The following is a 17,828-nucleotide window of genomic DNA, read 5'->3' on the forward strand; positions in this document are numbered from 1 at the left end:
ACTTTGTAGAAGTTAGTTTTCTACGAGATGTAGAACTATGCAGGCCCTCGAAGGGCCGCCGTATGAAGGACAGCCATGGAAGCTTTGGAAATTGCACGCTGGCAATTCGGAATCACCACCGTCTACCACTTCATGATGGTGCCCCTCACCATCGGTCTCGGCCTGGTGGTGGCCATCATTCAGACACTCTGGTACCGCACGGGCAAGCCGGAGTACCTCCGGATGACCAAATTCTGGGGCAAGCTGTTCCTGATCAACTTCATCATGGGCGTAGCCACAGGAATCGTTCAGGAATTCCAGTTCGGCATGGCGTGGAGCGAGTACAGCAGGTTCGTCGGAGACGTATTCGGCGCACCGTTGGCCCTCGAGGCCCTGCTTGCCTTCTTCGTCGAATCCACCTTCCTGGGCCTGTGGATCTTCGGATGGAAGCAGCTCAAGCGTGGCGTACACCTGGCCTGCTTGTGGATCGCGGTGATCGGTTCAGTGTTCTCGGCCTACTTCATCATCGTGGCCAACTCGTGGATGCAGCACCCGGTGGGCGTGGAAATGGTGGACGGGCGTCCCGTCATGACCGACGCGTGGGCCGTCTTCACCAACAACACCGCGCTGGTAGCGGTCCCGCACACGCTCTTCGGCGCACTAGGCGTAGCCGGCGCGTTCCTGCTGGGCATTGCCTGGTACCACCTCTGGCGCCGCCGCCACGACGGCATCGACGTCGTCCGCGCGGACGGCACCATGGTTCCCGGAGAGGCCGCCATCGCCGGCCGCGACAAGACCGACTACACGGTATGGATGCGTTCGCTCCGCATCGGCGCCGTGGTGGCCATGGTGTCCTTCGCGGGAACCGCGATCACCGGTGACCTGCAGGGAAAACTGATGTTTGAGCAGCAGCCCATGAAGATGGCGGCCGCGGAGGCTGCCTGCCACGACGGAACCGGTTTTTCGGTGCTGAGCGTCGGCAACCTTGGTGCCAGCAACTGCGATGACATTGTTGCCGTCATTGAAGTTCCAGGCATCCTGTCCTTCCTGGCCAAGGGCGATTTCACCACCGAAGTCAAAGGCGTCAACAGCCTCCTTGGCGAGTACAAGGAGAAGTACGGAACGCACCTCCCGGACAACCCCCTCTACGGCGAGCGGGCCGGCCAGGAAATCCAGTACGTACCGGTCATGGAAGTGACCTACTGGGGCTTCCGCATGATGATCGGCTTTGGCGGTATTGCCGCACTGGCTGCCCTCCTTGCCCTGTGGGTGACCCGCAAGGGCGTGGTGCCCGAATCCAAGTGGCTCATGCGCCTGGCGGTCTTCGGGATCCTGGCACCCTTCGGGGCGAACGCCGCCGGATGGATCTTCACCGAGATGGGACGCCAACCCTTCGTCGTGGCGCCCAACCCGGACATGAACGGGATCGACCAGGTATTCATGTTCACCGCAGCGGCCGTCTCACCCGGTGTCACAGCCGGCGAACTGATGACGTCCCTGGTGGTCCTGACTGCCATCTACGCCGTCCTGCTGGTGGTCGAGGTCAAGCTGCTCGTCAAGTACGTCCGGGGCGGCGTCGCCTCCGCCATGCCGGAGCTCACGCACGCCGCAAAGACAAAGGACAACGATCCGGACTCCGGCAAGGGCGACGGCGGCTCCGGTCCGGACACGTCCGACGACGTCCTGGCATTCGCCTACTAGAACGGGAGACCTGACATGGAACTGTTGCCCACCATCTGGTTCGTGGCCATCGCGGTCCTGTGGACCGGATACCTCTTCCTCGAGGGATTCGACCTTGGCGTCGGCATGCTCATGAAGCTCTTCGCCCGCAACAACACCGATCGCCGCGTCCTGCTCAACACGATCGGGCCGGTCTGGGACGGGAACGAGGTCTGGCTGCTCACGGCGGCGGGCGCTACGTTCGCGGCCTTCCCCCTCTGGTACGCCTCGCTGTTCTCCACGCTCTATGTACCGCTCCTCCTGGTGCTGGTGGCGTTGATCTTCCGCGCCGTGGCCTTCGAATACCGCGGGAAGGTGGATACGGAGAAGTGGCGCAATAACTGGGACTGGGCAATAGCCATAGGATCCTTCGTTGCAGCCTTCGGCATCGGCGCCGCCCTGGCATTGACCACCACCGGCCTGCCGATCGATGCCAACGGCGACAGGAGCGGCGGACCGCTGTCCTGGTTCAGCTGGCACGCCGTGCTGGGCGGATTCGGGGTAGTCGCTTTTGCGCTCGTCCACGCCCTGGCGTTCCTGGCGTTGAAGACCGACGGCGATGTGCGGCACCGTGCCCGCAGCTGGTTTGTGCGGTTGCTTCCCTTCGCGGTCCTGCCCATGCTGGGCTGGATGGTGGCTGTGCAGTTCCTCAGCGGGAAGCCGTGGACGTGGGTCCTCGTCGCAGCGGCTGCGGTCGCCGTCGGAATCGCGTGGCGTGCGGCGAAAGCCGGCTCGGAGGGCATGGCGTTCGGGGCAACAGGTGCGTTCGTTCTCTGCGCCACGGCGTCGATCTTCGGGGCAGCCTTCCCGGTGGTCATCCCGTCCACGATCGACCCTGCCTTCGATCTGACCATTTCCAACGCTTCGTCCTCGGACTACACCCTGGGGCTGATGAGCATCGTTGCGGCCTTCGGACTGCCGCTGGTGATCGCCTACCAGGCGTGGACCTATTGGGTCTTCCGCCGCAGGGTCAGTGCCGCCCACATCCCTGAAGCCCACGGTTTCCTTCCGGCCATCGCCTCAAAGGTGCTTGCCGGAGACAAGGGACCCGAGTCCCCGCGGAGCGGGGCGTAGGAAGCCAATGAAACCCGCTTTTCCCTCCGGCCAGGCAACCCGGTCAGCCCTGTATGGCATAGGACTGCTTGCCGCCCTCAAAGCCCTCGCGTTGGTCCTCATGGCCCAGGCTGTGGCCGGGATGCTGGCCGGCATCGCCGGCGGCGGTGCCGACTGGAGGAGTGGCTTGGCTCTGGGGGCGGCGGGCACGGTGCTCCGGTCGCTCGCCGTGTGGGGCCAAGGTATCGCCTCGCGCCGGGCGGCGCTGGGAGTCAAAGAGGAACTGCGGGCGCAGCTGATCGATCGGGCACTGTCCGACGGCGGGTCCACCACGGGCAGCCTCAACGACGGCGGCCTGGCCATCCTGGCGACCAGGGGACTGGACGCCTTGGACAACTACTACACGCAGTACCTGCCCGCCTTGGTGAACTGCGCAGCCATACCCCTGCTGGTGGGCACCAGGATCCTCTTCGCGGACTGGGTCAGCGCAGCGGTCATCGTCCTGACCGTCCCCCTGGTTCCGCTGTTCATGGTCCTCATCGGCCGGCACACCGAGGACCATGTCAAGGACGCCCAAAGCACGCTCCGCAGATTGTCCGGGCACATCCTCGAACTCGCCAAGGGACTGCCGGTCCTGGTTGGCCTGGGCCGGGCAAGCGAGCAACGCGCAGCACTGGAAGAAATCTCCGAACAGTACCGCAACCGGACCATGGTGACGCTGCGGACGGCGTTCCTCTCCGCGCTCGCCCTTGAACTCATCGCAACCATTTCCGTTGCCGTGGTAGCCGTCTTCATCGGCGTACGCCTGGTGGGCGGGGACATGGCCCTCGAAGCAGGCCTCCTTGCCCTGATCCTGGCCCCCGACTGCTACCTGCCCCTCCGGGAACTGGGAACAGCGCACCACGCCAGCGACGACGGCCGTGAGGCGTTGCAAACGACCACCGAAGTCCTGTCCGCGCCCCGGTCCACACGAATTTCCGATGCCCCCGCCCACAGCGCGGCACCCGGCCAGGTTGTGGTCAGAGACCTCTCCGTCCGTTTCGCGGGACGGAACGCTGCCGCCGTCGGGACCTTGTCCTTCACCGCCCCTGCACGGATGGTGACCGCCCTGGACGGTCCCAGCGGTGCTGGAAAGAGCACCGTGCTGGGCGTGCTCGCGGGACTGGTGGGGGATGGGGCCACAGCCAGCGTGCAGGGCACACTGGCCGGGGCAGGTCCCGACGACGTCGCCCTGGTGCCACAGCATCCGGTGATCGCCTGCGATTCCGTGCAGGAGGAAATCGAACTGTACCTGGGCGCGAGCGACGATGACGACGCCGTCGCCCGGATCCTCGAAGCAGTGGCCGCCGGCCATCTGGCGGCCAAGCATCCCGCCGAACTCAGCCCCGGTGAGTTGCGGCGCGTCGCGCTGGCGCGCGGACTGGCCCGGCTCCGGTCCGGCGCTTCCATCCTGCTGCTGGACGAGCCAACGGCCCACCTTGACCCCCTGACCGCTTCGGTGGTGCGCACCACCATAGAGTCCTTGCGCGGGTCAGCGACTGTGATCCTTGTTGCCCACGACGCAGCAACCAAGGCACTTGCAGACACCACGGTGCATCTGGGGCCGTCCGGGCAAACCGGCGGTGAGCGTGGGACGGAGAACATCGGCGCCGCCGCACCCGCCGGTGGCCTGCCGGTTGCCCCGGCGGAGTTTCCGCGCCCAGCCATCGACGACGCCCCGGCCAGCCCGGCTCTCGGCGCGGGTGGTTCCGGACGCTTCGCCGCAACCACAGCGCTCGCAGCCGTCCTGAAGCCGGTCGGCTGGAAGTTCACCGCCGCGGCCGCGGTAGGTGTCCTCGCCGCGCTCTTCGCCGTGGCTCTCTCCGGCCTCTCCGGCTGGCTGATCATCAGGGCCAGCCAGCAGCCACCCATCCTCTACCTGCTGGGCGCCATTGTGGGAGTGCGGTTCTTCGGCATCGGCAGGGCCGTCCTTCGCTACTGTGAACGTTTGCTGACCCACGACGCAATTTTCGCAGCCATGACGACGCTGCGGGGTTCTCTCTGGGGAACGCTGTCCCGCCGGGCACTTGCCCTCCGCCGCCTGCTGCAGGGAGGCAACGTCCTGGGCGCCATCGTCGACGACGTCGACACGCTGCGGGACCTCCTGCCCCGCGTGGTCCTCCCGCCACTGACCGCAATCGGAGTCGGCGCGGCCGCCGTCATTGCAACCTCCATAGTGCTGCCGGGTGCGCTGCCGGCCACCATCCTTGCCGCGCTCTGCGGCCTGTTGGCAGCCCCGGCCCTGTCCCTTCTGGCTGACAGGAACGCAGCAAAAGCCGAGCAGAGGCTGCGGTCACAGGTGCTTGGTGGCGTGGCCGCCGCCCTTGACGCCCGTGCAGACCTGACGGCCAACCGCGTAGCAGGACCGCTGCTCAAGGTTCTCCGCGACAAGGACCGGGCCGCCACCACAGCGGCGCAGCGCTCCGCCTGGGCCGAGGGGCTGGGACAGGCGGTCACCGTCCTTGGATGCTCCCTTGCCGCGCTGTGGACCGGAACCCTTGCCGCCGGAACAGCAGTCCAGCCCGAACTTGTGGCTGTGATCGTCCTGATGCAGTTGGCGCTTGTTGAGCCCTACGCCGGGGTGGTGACGGCTGTCCGGCAGGCCCCGGCACTTGCAGCCGTCCTTCAACGGGTCAGTGCCGCGGGGGCACTCGACGCCGCGGGAGGACTCGACAAGGAGCCGGAGGCCGGTACGGAACCGCGCCCAGTAGTAGGGAAAGCGCACGACGACGGCAGCGCGGTCGCGCCCGCCCTGCTTCCTCACGCCGGACTCCTGTTGGACGGCATTGCCGCCCGTTGGCCCGACGGGCCCACGGTCTTCTCCAACGTCTCGGCCGAGGCCAGGCCCGGACGGTGGCTTGCGGTCACCGGACCGTCGGGTTCGGGCAAATCCACGCTCCTGTCCGTGCTCCTCGGCTTCCTCCCTGTCACGGAAGGCACTGTCCGGTTGTCCGGGACCGTCGCATGGTGCCCCCAAGAGGCACATCTCTTCGACTCCACCATCCGCGGCAACCTCATGCTCGGCAGGCCCGCCGCCAACAAACCCGGCGAAGCGGAAATGTACAGGGCGCTGGCGGATGTTGGCCTGGATGCGCTCGTGGAGACCCTTCCCGGGAAACTCGATACGCGGATCGGGCCAGGTGGCGTGTTCCTCAGCGGCGGCGAACGGCAGCGGCTCGCCATGGCCCGGACACTCCTGACCGGTGCCAGGATCCTCCTGCTCGATGAGCCGACGGCCCACCTGGACGCCGGGTCCGCGGAAACCATGATGACTGCCCTGCGCCGGGGTTTGAAGGACATCACCGTGGTTCTGGTGACCCATAACCCGGCCGACATCGATCCGGCCGACGCCCGCCTTGACCTGCCGGATCGGCAGACCGTCAGTGAAAGCGCGGCGGAACTGGTGGGACACCCGACTGGTCAGTAGCCTGTTTCCATGCCCGAGGAGACCTCGCCCCAGACCGTCCCCAACCAACAGCTTGCCGCCGATGCCTTTCCGGACCCCGCCGCGACCGGGCTGCGCTGGGAGCCTGCTTCCGCCGCGCATCTGGAGACGTGGGCCGCGCTCATCGCCCGGACGGCCGCCGTCGAGCATCCCTCCTGGTTCGAAAAGCCCGGCGACCTGGTCCACATCCTGGAGTCCACCACCAACGAGGCCAGGATCCATACCTTGATCGGCCTCGACACCGAGGGCGTGGCAAGGGCATATGGCCGCATCACCAAAAACCCGGAAGGTGACAAGGCAGCCGGTATGGGCTGCGTTGACCCGGAGTGGCAGCGCCGCGGAATCGGCACGGCCGTGATCGCCTGGCAGGAGGCGCAAACGCGGAAACGCTTTGACCGGGACAAGGCTGCCGGGCACGCCACTGGCCGCCCCCGGTTGCGGATCCGGACTGAGGAACAGCACAGCCATCAGGCGCGGCTCCTGGAGAGCCTGGGATACGGCACCATCCGTTGGTTCAACGAGATGCACAGACCCCTGGCGCAGCCTCTGCCCGACGTCCGGCTTGCCCCCGGTTTCGAGTTCAAAGTTTTGGAACCATCGCTCTTCGAATCCGTCCGACTGGCCCATAACGAGGCATTCCAGGACCACTGGGGGAGCGAGCCCCGGGACGAGGAATCGTGGCATTTCACCATGCACGAGCCCACGGCACGGCATGACTGGAGCGGAGTGATCCTGGACGCCGCCACGGGCGAGGTGGCAGCCTACCAGTTGGCCAGTTACGACCCCGACGCCGCAAAGGACCGCGGCTTCAAGGAAGGGTATACAGAGCTCTTGGGCGTACGGCGGGCCTACCGTGGCAAGGGACTGGCCCAGGCTCTGCTGGCCGAAGCCATGCGCCGCTTCACCGAGGCGGGAATGGACGTAGCCTCCCTTGACGTCGACTCCGCCAATCCGACGGGTGCGCTCGCCTTGTACACAGGGATGGGCTATGCCCCGGTGAACCGCAGCATGACGTGGGAAAAGCAGTTGTAGGTGCCTAGCCGTCCACGTCGTGAAGGTGATGGACGACGTCGTGCAGGAAGTATTGGGAGAACGTCAGCACCGTGAACACGGAACCGTTGCTCCGGGTTCCGGTTCGTTGCCATTCGTCCTGGGTGACCCGGGCGAATGCCTCCGCCGCCTGTTCCCCTTCCGAAACGAGTTCATCCGAAACCTGCGCGGGGTCGGCTGAGGCGTAGTCGCCGTCGAGGGCCGCTTGATCCTGGTCCCAATTGTCGAACGCCGCGCCATCCTGGGTGAGCATGAGGTCAAGGCGATGGCTAAAGAGGCTGAAAACGTCCCGCACGTGGCAGGCGTATTCCACCGGGGACCAGGTGTGATCGTCGGGACGGACCATGGCGTCGCCTCGCCGGAGGACGGCACGCCAGCGGGGGAGCATGTTCAGGACGCTCCCCGGGACGGTGGCAGGGGTGACCGTGGAGGGATCGAAGCCGCACTCGGGGCAGGGCTTTGACGTTACCCAGGTCCAGTCTTTTTCATCCGGAATGATCGGCATGCGGACAGTCTATGCGGCTTCCCCGCCCCGGGTGTTTCAGTGCGGAAAATTTCAAGCCCAATGCCGATTGCTTCGTGTGGCCGCAGGAGTAGAGTTCGTTCCGGGGGGAGAGCCGGAAAGAGAAAACCATGCTCAAGGATCAACAAGTTGCTGCCGTTCTCCCGGCACAGGATCTGAACCGGGCCCGCGCGTTCTACAGCGAGAAACTCGGTCTTGACCCCGACAACCCGGAGGCGGAGGACAACCTTCAGTACACGTGCGGCGGCGGAACCGGCTTCCTTGTTTATCAAACACCGAACGCCGGAACGGCCAAGAACACGCAAATAGGCTGGATGGTCAGCGACGTGGCGGCCACAGTGGCCGAGTTGCGTGATAAAGGAGTGGTCTTCGAAGACTACGATTTCCCGGGATTGAAAACGGAAAACGGCATAGCCACCATGCCCGACGGCAGCGCCGCGGCCTGGTTCCTGGACAGCGAGGGGAACATCCTTAGCATCAACCAAACCGGCTAGCCGGAAATGACTGTGGGGCCGGCGATGTGCCGGCCCCACAGTCATGCATCCTTCGGGCCCTAGTGGGCGGCGTCCCCTGATTCAGCCCCGGCCATGCTCGGCCCGATTGCTTCCACCGGCTGGGACAGCGGGACTCCCGAACCGTCCCGGCGTCCGTGCTCCACCGGCAAGGCCCTGGCTACGCCTGCCGCCGAGGAAGCTTTCGCCGGACCATGCCCGGCCCACGCAAGCAGCAGGGTGTCCTCGCCCTTGAGGAACCGGTGCGCGCGGACGCCACCAGTGGCCCGGCCCTTCACCGGGTATTCCTCAAAAGCCGTCACCTTGGCGGTCCCCGGCGCGGTTCCCGGCAGGGCGCCGTTGGTGCCGGCAATGGTCACCACGACGGCGGCAGGATCGCCGGCGCGGACCGCGCCGAAGTGGATGACCTCGTCCCCGGCGGCAAGCTTGATGCCTGCCATGCCACCGGCAGTCCTGCCCTGCGGCCGGACGTTGGCGGCACTGAAGCGCAGGAGCTGGGCCTGCTTGGTGATGAAGACGAGGTCGGTGTCGTCCTCCGGCGCGGGCTCGACGGCGAGGACGGCATCTTTGTCCTTGAGGGAAATGATGTCCCAGTCTTCCCGGTTCAACGGGTAATCGGGCTGGACGCGCTTGACCACGCCTTGCACCGTGCCGATGGCCAGGACCGCATCCAGCGGGACGAACGCCACGAGCGTCTCGCCCTTGAGCAGGGTAATGAATTCCTTGGCCGGTACGCCCCCGGCGAGGTTGGGCAGCCCGTTGACAGGCGGCAGCACGGGCATGTCCATCACCTGGAGGCGCAGCATGCGGCCAAGGGACGTGACGGCACCGATTTCACCGCGGGCGGTGGTCTTGACCACTGAGCGGAACACATCATGCTTGGTGCGCGGACCGGCCTCGGCCAGGGGTTCCTGGTTGGAGGTCCGGGCGATCTGCCCGGAGACACTGAGCAGCGCCCAGCAGGGATCATCCGGTATCTCCAGGGGCAGTGCTGCTGCCTTGCCCTTGGGGCCGGGCGCAGCCATCGACGCCGCGACCGTGGGGGAGACCGCCTCGGATTCCAAGAGCACAGTCCTGCGGGGTGTCCCGTACTTCTCGGCAACGTCGGCGAGCTCACCCGAGACGAGCTCACGCAGGAGCTGGTCGGAACCAAGAATGGCTTCCAAGGCCTCGATCTCCCGGCGCAGCTCCTCCTGTTCCTTTTCGAGCTCGATCCGTGAGTACTTGGTCAGCTGCCGCAGGCGCAGTTCAAGGATGTAGTTGGCCTGGATTTCCGTGAGGTCGTAAATGGACATCAAACGGTCCCGCGCGGCCGCGGCTTCGTCCGAAGAACGGATGACCTGGATGACTTCGTCGATGTCCACGATCGCAATGAGCAAGCCCTCCACCAAGTGGAGGCGGTCCTTTTTCTTGCCGAGCCGGAAACTGGTCCGGCGCCGCACGACGTCCAGGCGATGGTCCACGTAGACCTGGAGGAGCTGCACCAACCCCAGCGTCTGGGGCTGACCATCCACGAGGGTGACGTTGTTGATGCCGAACGAGTCTTCCATCGGCGAGTAGCGGTAGAGCTGCTGCAGCACGGCGTTGGGGTTGAATCCGTTCTTCAACTCGATAACCAGGCGGAGCCCGTGGTTACGGTCGGTCAGGTCCACCACATCACTGATGCCGGTCAGCTTCTTGGCATTGACGGCATCCTTGATCCGCTCGATCACCTTCTCCGGGCCCACCATGTAGGGGAGCTCCGTTACCACCAGGCCCGTGCGGCGGGCCGTGAGTTGCTCCACTTCCACCTTGGCCCGCGTCTTGAAGGAACCGCGGCCGGTGGCGTACGCATCACGAATGCCGTCCAGGCCAACAATGCGGCCGCCTGTGGGAAGGTCCGGGCCGGGAATGAACCGCATGATGTCGTCGAGGGTGGCATCGGGATTGGCAATCAGGTGGCGGGCAGCCGCGATCACTTCCACCAGGTTGTGCGGGGCCATGTTGGTGGCCATGCCCACCGCGATGCCCGTGGTGCCGTTCACCAGCAGGTTGGGGAAGGCCGCCGGAAGAACTTCCGGCTGCGTCAGCTGGTTGTCGTAGTTGGGAACGAAATCCACCACGTTCTCGTCGAGGTGGTCGGTCATCGTCAGGGCCGCAGCCGCGAGCCGGGCTTCCGTGTAGCGGGGAGCCGCCGGGCCGTCGTCGAGCGAGCCAAAGTTGCCGTGGCCGTCGATCAGGGGGAGCCGGAGCGAAAAGTCCTGCGCCATGCGCACCATGGCGTCGTAGATGGCCGCGTCGCCGTGCGGGTGCAGCTTGCCCATGACTTCGCCCACCACGCGTGCGCTCTTGACGTGGCCGCGGTCGGGGCGGAGGCCCATGTCGGCCATCATGTAGAGGATGCGCCGCTGTACGGGCTTGAGTCCATCGCGGGCGTCGGGAAGGGCCCGCGAGTAGATGACCGAGTAGGCGTACTCCAGGAAGGAGCCCTCCATCTCGGAAGTGACGTCAATGTCGACGATCGTCTCGGTGAAATCGCCGAGCGGCTCGCCTTTGCGTGCGGAAGTTTGGCTGCGGGCCATGGGGCAGGTGGATCCTTAAACGTGTACTGCGGATGTTTTAGCTAGGCTAAGCCTATGGTGGATCAGCCCGGGGCCGGCATTTATCCGGAATATTGGGAGGCCGATGTCGTCCTGCGTGACGGCGGAACCGCCCACCTTCGTCCTATTCGGCCCGAGGACGCGGATGCACTCCAGGCATTCCACGCCGGCCAGTCACAGGCCTCCATCTATATGAGGTTCTTCTCCTTCAAGCCCAAGCTCTCCGGCAAGGAAGTCCGGCGGTTCACCGAAGTCGACCACGTCAATCGTGTGGCATTCGTCATCACCATCGGTGGAGAAATCATGGGCGTGGGCCGCTACGACCGGCTCGATGATCCCGCTGAAGCGGAGGTGGCCTTCAATATCTCGGATAAGCACCAAGGCCGGGGAATTGGATCCATCCTCCTGGAGCACCTTGCCGTGGCTGCGCGGGAGAACGGCATCCGGCGGTTCACCGCCGAGGTCCTCCCGGAAAACCGGAAGATGCTCATGGTCTTCGCCGACGCCGGGTACGACCTCACGCGGCAGTTCGACGATGGCGTGGTCAGCGTCGAATTCAACATCGATCCGACCGAAAAATCCCGGGCCGTCATGGAGTCCCGTGAGCACCGCGCGGAGGCGCGCAGCGTACGCGACTTGCTGGCGCCGTCGTCGGTGGCCGTCGTCGGTGCCAGCCGCAAGTGGGGAACAGTCGGCTACCAACTGCTGGAGCACATCATCGAGGGCGGCTTCAAGGGCCCGGTTTATGCGGTGAACCCGGAGGCATTCGAACTGGCGGGCATGCTGTCATTCGGCAAGCTGTCCGAGATTCCCGATCCGGTGCAGCTGGCCATCATCGCCGTGCCCTACGAGGAAGTGCCCGCAGTGGTGGCGGACTGCGCTGCCGCCGGCGTCAAAGGGCTCGTCGTGGCCACGGCAGGCTTCGCCGACGACGGCGAACGGGGCCTCGCGCGGCAACACGAGCTGGTCCGGCAGGCCAGGGCGAACGGCATGCGCGTGGTCGGCCCGGAATCCCTCGGAATGCTCAACACGAACCCGGATGTTTCCCTCAACGCGTCCATGGCGCCGTCCATGCCGCCAAGGGGCGGCTTGGGCCTGTTCACGCAGTCGGCCGCAGTCGGGGTGGCCGTGTACGCGGCGGCGAGCCGCAGGCGGCTCGGAATATCCTCCTTCCTTTCCGCGGGGAACCGCGCCGACGTCTCCGGCAATGACGCCATGCAGTACTGGGAAGACGATCCCGATACCTCCGCCGTCGGCTTGTACCTCGAGTCAATCGGCAATCCGCGCAAGTTTTCCCGGCTGGCCCGTCGGTTGTCCCGCAGCAAGCCGGTGATCGTCGCCAAGTCGGACGTCACCGGACTCCGCCTCCCGCCGGGTCATGAGGTGCGTACTACGCAGGCGCCCTCGGCCGCGTTGGATGCCATGATGCGCCAGGCAGGCGTCATCCGGGTGGACACGATCGAACAGTTGATGGACATTGCCCAAGTGGTCTCCACGCAGCCCCTTCCCAACGGTCCCGGAGTGGCGGTCTTTTCCAATTCGGTCGCCTTGGCCACCGTGGTGGCCGATACCGCCGTTCCGGCCGGACTGGACATTGTCCGGACGGTGACGGACGTGGATCTCGACGCCGGAATGTCCGTTGCGCTGCCGGCTTTCCGGGAGCGGGTGCGGGAGGTCCTGGCGGACGACCACGTCAATGCGCTGGTGGCCGCGCTGCTGCCTGCGCGGGGATTGACGGTGGAAGCATTGGCCGGTGTCCTGGCGGAGTGCGCCGAAGAGGCAGGCAAGCCTGTGGTCGCGGCGTTCTCCGGAATCCTTGACGCCTCCATCCATGTGGAAGGCTTGGTGGGCGGGCCCGGCAAGCCCCGGCTCCCTTGCTACTCCAATTCGGGCTCGGCTGTGGCAGCGCTGGCAGCCATCGTCGAATATGCCCAGTGGGTGGGCAGGGACCATGGCCTGTTCGCCGAGCCCGAAGGGTGCGATGCCGATGGGACCCAGGAAACACTGGCCGCGATGCTGTCAGGGGTCACAGGCGAAAAGCTGAGGAAGCTCGACGCCGGTGCTGCCGCAACGTTGCTTTCCGGCTACGGCATCAACGTTGTGCCCACGTTCGGGTTTGGCACGCCGGAGGAGGCCGTGGCAGCAGCCGAATCGATCGGCTGGCCCGTGGTCCTCAAGACGACCGATCCGGCGCTAAGGCACAGGCTGGACCTCGGCGGCGTCCGGTTGGACATTCAGGACGCTGCCTCGCTCCGCCAGAACATCGACCAGATGCACCGGGCTTTGAAGCCCTACGGATCGCCGTCCCTGGAACTACAGGCCATGGCGCCGGTCGGCCAGGCGTGCACCTTCCGGGCCATGGAAGATCCCTTGCTTGGTCCGGTGCTGTCTTTCGGATTGGCCGGTGATGCGGTGAACCTCCTGGAAGACTGGGCCCACCGGGTGCCCCCGTTGTCCGCCGCCGACCTCCATGACATCATCCGGTCCCCGCGGGCCTCCCGGAAACTCTTCGGCTACCAAGGCCTGCCGCCCGTGGACGTGGGCGCGCTGGAAGACATCGCCGCCCGCCTGGCCAAGCTGAAGGACGACCATCCCGGGATCGCGTTGGTTGAGCTCAACCCGGTACTTGCAGGCCCAACAGGTGCCACCATCCTCGGTGCCGATGTGTGGATCGCCAACGCGGCCCAACGCACTGACAGTGCCCGCCGGGCGATGCGGGGCTGACTGCTGCTTGATGCGCGGGTAGACGCGCGGGCCCAGGGGGGGTGGGGACAACGGTTAGGAAGTCCTTAGGCGATCTGTGAAAATAAGGGAATGAGCACCCAGTCCCCGACGCCTCAGTCCCGTCCGTCCAACACCGGCCACCATTCCGGGCATAACCACAGCTCACAGGGACAAAGCCTGGACCAGGCGCTGCAGCAGGCGGGCTTCTACCCCCGCCTTGTGGCCGACGTCGTGAACGACGCCCTGGATGGCAGGGACTGCCTGTCACACCTGGTGCACCTGGAAACCCATTTCGACCGTGCCGAGGTCAGGCGCCACATCACCGTTCTGGTGCTCACCGAGGACATGCTGGTCATCACCCATGTGGACGACCAGCAGCTGGACGAAGCCGGTGAGCAGATTGTTGCGCAGATTTCCACGGAGTCCGTGCCCGTGGCGCAAATCCGGTCCGTGGTGCTGAGCTACATTTACGCCCAGCCGCAGGACTACAAACCGTCGGACCCCGTGCGGGAACTGACCGTGTCCATCGCCTGGTCCGGCGGACAGCGATTGGACATGGGGCCGGCCAGTTGCGGTGATCCGCAGTGCGAAGCGGACCACGGCTACACGGGCACCATCGCCCAGGAGGACATTGTCTTGCGCATCAGTGCAGAGGCCGACGGGCTCCAGGCAGTCCAGGACGCGAAAGTTTTCGCGAGGGCTTTGCGCGCTGTCAATACAGGCCAGCAAACACCGGTTCCGCACGCCGGCATCCCCGCTCCGCGGCCACGCTCAGGTGTCTTCAGCAACCGGCTTAGCCGCGGGCACCAGCGTTGAGCGTGGCTGCCCAACCCGATCCCCTTGCGGCGCCCGATCTTCCCTCACCGCCCCTTTTCGGCAGTAAATCCATAGCGGAAGTCTTCACCAGCGCGGCGGCAAGCCTGGGCCTACCGGGGTTCAGCAACCACCTCAAGCTTCCCGCGGCGGACCGTGTTTGCGTGGTCCTGGCGGACGGCTTGGGCCGCGGGCTCCTGAAACAGAAGGCTTCACACACGCCCTTCCTCCGCTCAGTCGTGGCGGCCGGCCAAGGGAGCGTCCCAACCTGGATTGACGCGGCCTTTCCCAGCACCACGGCAGCATCGCTCGCCAGCCTGGGCACAGGCAGGCCGGCCGGCCACCACGGCATGGTGGGGTACGACGTCCTGGACCCGGCACAGGACAAGGTTGTCAATTTGCTGGGCAACTGGGATGCCCTGGTTGATCCCGCTGTTTGGCAGCCGCACCGCACGGTCTTTGAGCAAGTGGCCAACGAGGTCGACGTCGTTACCGTGAGCCTGCCCCAGTTTGGCAATTCACCCATGACCCAGGCCGCTTTGCGGGGCAGCCGCTTCGTCGGCGGGACCACCTTGCATGCACGCACCGCATCCGCAGGCGAGGCGATGGCCGGCAGCCCCCGGTCCCTGATGTACTTCTACGTCAATGAACTGGACAAGGCAGGCCACCGCTACGGCTGCCAGTCCGCACGGTGGGAGCATCAGCTCGAAGAACTCGACGCCACCGTGAAGCGGCTGTCGGCGTCCCTGCCGGCCGGTACCACCATTGTGGTCACGGGAGACCACGGGATGCTTGATGTCCCGGAGTCGCAGCGCCTGGACTATTCGGCAGAGCCCGCGCTGGTGGCAGGTGTCCGGCACACAGCCGGCGAACCCCGCATGGTCCATCTGTACCTCGAACCGGACGCCGGGAACACCGTAAAGGAAGAGCTCATCGCTGCTTGGCGGAAGCGCTTCGGGGAGCGCGTATGGGTCTTCACCCGCGAGCAGGCCATAGCGGCCGGGCTTTTCGGCGAGGTCCAGGCCCAGGTTGCTCCCCGGATCGGTGATGTCATGATCGCGGCCCGGGACACCCTCGCTCTTTACGATGCCCGGCGCGTGCGCCCTGCCGCCATGGAAGTCGTGGGCCAGCATGGTTCCCTGACCAAAGCCGAAAGGGAAATCCCGTTCCTTTGCTTTACGGCGACGGGCAGAAAAGGCGCCCGTGGCTGAGCTGGTTTTCTTCTCCGGAACGATGGACTGCGGAAAATCCACGCTCGCCCTGCAAATGGATTACAACCACCGGGCCAGGGGCAGGGGAGGGGTGAGGTTCAGCTGCAATGACCGCGCCGGTGACTCCACCATCTCCAGCAGGCTCGGCCTGCAGACGGATGCCGTTGAAGTGCACGGCAGCACAGACTTCTGGGACGAGGTAGTAATCCGCAGAACCAGCGGGCTCCGCGTCGACTACCTCATCTGTGATGAAGCCCAGTTCTATGCCCCCGCGCAAGTGGAGCAATTGGCGCGCCTCGTGGACGAGATGGACGTGGACGTCTTCGCGTTCGGCATCACCGCCGATTTCCGGACCAAGCTGTTTCCCGGGTCCCAGCGGCTGATCGAGCTTGCCGACAGGGTCCAGGTCCTGCAGGTAGAGGCTCTCTGCTGGTGCGGCCGCCGTGCTACCCAGAACGCCAGGACAGTCAACGGCATCATGGTGGTGGAAGGCGAACAGGTGATGGTAGGTGACGTCGCTTCCAGCGGGAGCGACGTGGAACCCGCTGGCCTGGTGGGGTACGAGACCCTGTGCCGGCGGCACTACATGCGGAGGGTTACGGCCCATGGTGCCAACCTCATGGCCGGCTCGGACCAGACGTTGCCGTTCGACGTCGACGCGTGCCTGTGGCCCGGCGCGGGCGACATACGGGCTTAGTCGCCACGCTTAGTCGCCGCGGGCACCAAACACGATCTCGTCCCAGCTGGGGATGCTGGAGCGCTTGGGGCGTGAGGGCTGCCGTTCCACGGGTGCGTCGTCGCCTTTTGCTCCAGGGCGTTCCTTCGCCTCGGTGTCCTGGTGCTCTGTTGCCGTGTGCACGCGTGAGGTCCGGCTTTCCGCAGAGGCCGATCCACCCAACAGCTCATCCAGGCCGGGGCGCTTCACCGTAGCAGCAGGCTTGACACTGTCCTTGGCTTCCTCTTCAGGGTGCGGCTCGCTTGGGGCCTTGCGACCCTCCAAAGGGGCCACAGGACGAAGGGGGCCGGCAACCACGGTGATTTCGCGGGTTTCCGTACTGACGCCGTCGTGCAGCCGGAGGGAATCGTCGGCGTCGTCCGCGTCCGAATGCCGCGGCGCAAGGCTGAGCCTGCTCAACATTGACTGGCGGCTGTCCTTGCGCGCAGGGGGAGACTCGGCAGGGATTTCGACGGCGGGGTCCTGGCCGGTTTCCTCGGCTGACCCGTCGTCCTCGGGCCTCGGGTGGGCCGCTGGCACGTTGCTGAGCAACACGGCCAGGGCGTCGTCCGCGTCCTCGTCCACGCCCAGGCGTTGCCCCCGGCGGGAGCGCAACATTTCCAGGAGGTTGTCCGAATCCTTGGCCGCGGCGCGGCCGGCAGCCTGGGCATCGGCTTCGAAGTCGAACGGACGGTCCGAAACCGCCGTCAGGCGACGGGCCGGGACGGGGCCATCAAGGGGCTCGAGTTCGCTGAGCTGCTGCGCCCACCGGTTGGCGTTCTGCAGTGCCTTCCGTTGCGGACTGAAAGTCCACATGGCCGGCGGTTCCTCCCCGATGCTTCCGGCCGCGGCCGGTACGGCCTCGAAACGCGCGACGACGGTCCACGAACCGTCTGCCCGGCGCCAGGAATCCCATTCAACGGTGGAGGGGTCTATGCCGTGTGCCGACAGCCGGTGCCCGACCATCTCTTCAAGGGTGGCGGGGTTGTCCCCGAATGCAGTGCGGTAAGCGTCGTGGCCGGGTACCGGGGAAGCCACTTCAACCTTGCGGGCTTGCTGGGCCACGTAGTCACGCTCAGCGAGGACAGGGCCTTCGTACCGCTGGACGTTGGCCAGGGGGAGGCCGGAAAGTTCGGCGACCTCTGCTGCAGTGGCGCCGCTGCGGATCCGGGCCTGGATGTCCCGGGGCGACATGGCCACGGGAGTGATCGATGCCCGCGCGGCAACCTGGGCAGGGGTCCGGCTCGCCGCGGCACGCAAGGCCTCGTCGATCGGAAGCTGGAACATCGCACCGCCGGGTCCGCTAAGGAGCAGATGCCCGCCGTCGTCGTGGACGCCTACCAGCCGTAGATCCTGCATAACACCCTCCACCACATGGCATAACTGACATTCGAAACTCTGCCACCCAAGCAGGCCTTTTCCTGTTAGGAGAAAGGGCGTGCCGTGATATTGGCGCTCAAAGCGGT

At 65.8% G+C, this 17,828-nt stretch carries 12 protein-coding genes; 9 read left to right on the forward strand and 3 right to left on the reverse strand.

From position 1 onward, the window contains the following. The first annotated feature begins 75 nt into the window (after positions 1-75). Genes AUR_RS18290 through AUR_RS18305 form a run of 4 tightly spaced genes read left to right on the forward strand, consistent with a single transcriptional unit; the run spans position 76 to position 7,267 of the window. Positions 76-1,680, forward strand: a complete 1,605-nt coding sequence (locus tag AUR_RS18290) for a cytochrome ubiquinol oxidase subunit I (protein ID WP_062096171.1) — start codon at positions 76-78, stop codon at positions 1,678-1,680. Positions 1,681-1,695: 15 nt separating this feature from the next. Continuing rightward, the gene (gene cydB / locus AUR_RS18295) at positions 1,696-2,772 is read left to right on the forward strand and encodes a cytochrome d ubiquinol oxidase subunit II (RefSeq protein ID WP_062096172.1); all 1,077 of its coding nucleotides are present in this window, start codon (positions 1,696-1,698) and stop codon (positions 2,770-2,772) included. 7 nt (positions 2,773-2,779) lie between these two features. Further along, positions 2,780-6,217, forward strand: a complete 3,438-nt coding sequence (gene cydD, locus AUR_RS18300; RefSeq protein ID WP_062096173.1) for a thiol reductant ABC exporter subunit CydD — start codon at positions 2,780-2,782, stop codon at positions 6,215-6,217. A 9-nt stretch (positions 6,218-6,226) separates the two neighbouring features. Then, positions 6,227-7,267 carry a GNAT family N-acetyltransferase gene (locus AUR_RS18305; protein WP_062096175.1) on the forward strand — a complete coding sequence of 347 codons (1,041 nt, stop codon included), beginning with the start codon at positions 6,227-6,229 and terminating at the stop codon, positions 7,265-7,267. A gap of 4 nt (positions 7,268-7,271) precedes the next feature. Here AUR_RS18305 and AUR_RS18310 read toward each other — a convergent pair whose 3' ends face one another. Next, the gene (locus AUR_RS18310; RefSeq protein ID WP_021473117.1) at positions 7,272-7,790 is read right to left on the reverse strand and encodes a DinB family protein; all 519 of its coding nucleotides are present in this window, start codon (positions 7,788-7,790) and stop codon (positions 7,272-7,274) included. Between the two features lie 128 nt (positions 7,791-7,918). Between AUR_RS18310 and AUR_RS18315 the strand changes: the two genes are divergently transcribed. Further along, positions 7,919-8,302 (forward strand): VOC family protein, encoded by a 384-nt coding sequence (locus AUR_RS18315; RefSeq protein ID WP_021473116.1) that lies wholly within the window; start codon positions 7,919-7,921, stop codon positions 8,300-8,302. 59 nt (positions 8,303-8,361) lie between these two features. Here the strand turns inward: AUR_RS18315 and AUR_RS18320 are convergent, their stop codons facing one another. Continuing rightward, entirely contained in the window at positions 8,362-10,881 is a 2,520-nt protein-coding gene (locus AUR_RS18320; protein WP_062096176.1) for a DNA gyrase/topoisomerase IV subunit A, read from the reverse strand. Between the two features lie 54 nt (positions 10,882-10,935). Between AUR_RS18320 and AUR_RS18325 the strand changes: the two genes are divergently transcribed. From AUR_RS18325 to AUR_RS18340, 4 genes are all read left to right on the forward strand, one after another. After that, positions 10,936-13,623 (forward strand): bifunctional acetate--CoA ligase family protein/GNAT family N-acetyltransferase, encoded by a 2,688-nt coding sequence (locus AUR_RS18325; RefSeq protein WP_128397228.1) that lies wholly within the window; start codon positions 10,936-10,938, stop codon positions 13,621-13,623. Between the two features lie 90 nt (positions 13,624-13,713). Beyond that, positions 13,714-14,439, forward strand: coding sequence for a DUF5998 family protein (locus AUR_RS18330; RefSeq protein WP_021473113.1), 726 nt, complete (start codon positions 13,714-13,716; stop codon positions 14,437-14,439). Beyond that, complete coding sequence (locus AUR_RS18335; protein ID WP_062096180.1) at positions 14,436-15,647, forward strand: alkaline phosphatase family protein; 1,212 nt, start codon at positions 14,436-14,438, stop codon at positions 15,645-15,647. Before AUR_RS18330 ends, AUR_RS18335 begins: the two co-directional genes overlap by 4 nt. After that, entirely contained in the window at positions 15,640-16,344 is a 705-nt protein-coding gene (locus AUR_RS18340; RefSeq protein ID WP_021473111.1) for a thymidine kinase, read from the forward strand. Before AUR_RS18335 ends, AUR_RS18340 begins: the two co-directional genes overlap by 8 nt. Positions 16,345-16,353: 9 nt before the next feature. Here AUR_RS18340 and sepH read toward each other — a convergent pair whose 3' ends face one another. Continuing rightward, positions 16,354-17,721: a septation protein SepH gene (gene sepH / locus AUR_RS18345; protein ID WP_062096182.1), complete on the reverse strand. Its 1,368-nt coding sequence runs from the start codon at positions 17,719-17,721 to the stop codon at positions 16,354-16,356. Positions 17,722-17,828: the final 107 nt, after the last annotated feature.

The organism is Paenarthrobacter ureafaciens (assembly GCF_004028095.1).
Classification (GTDB): domain Bacteria; phylum Actinomycetota; class Actinomycetes; order Actinomycetales; family Micrococcaceae; genus Arthrobacter; species Arthrobacter ureafaciens.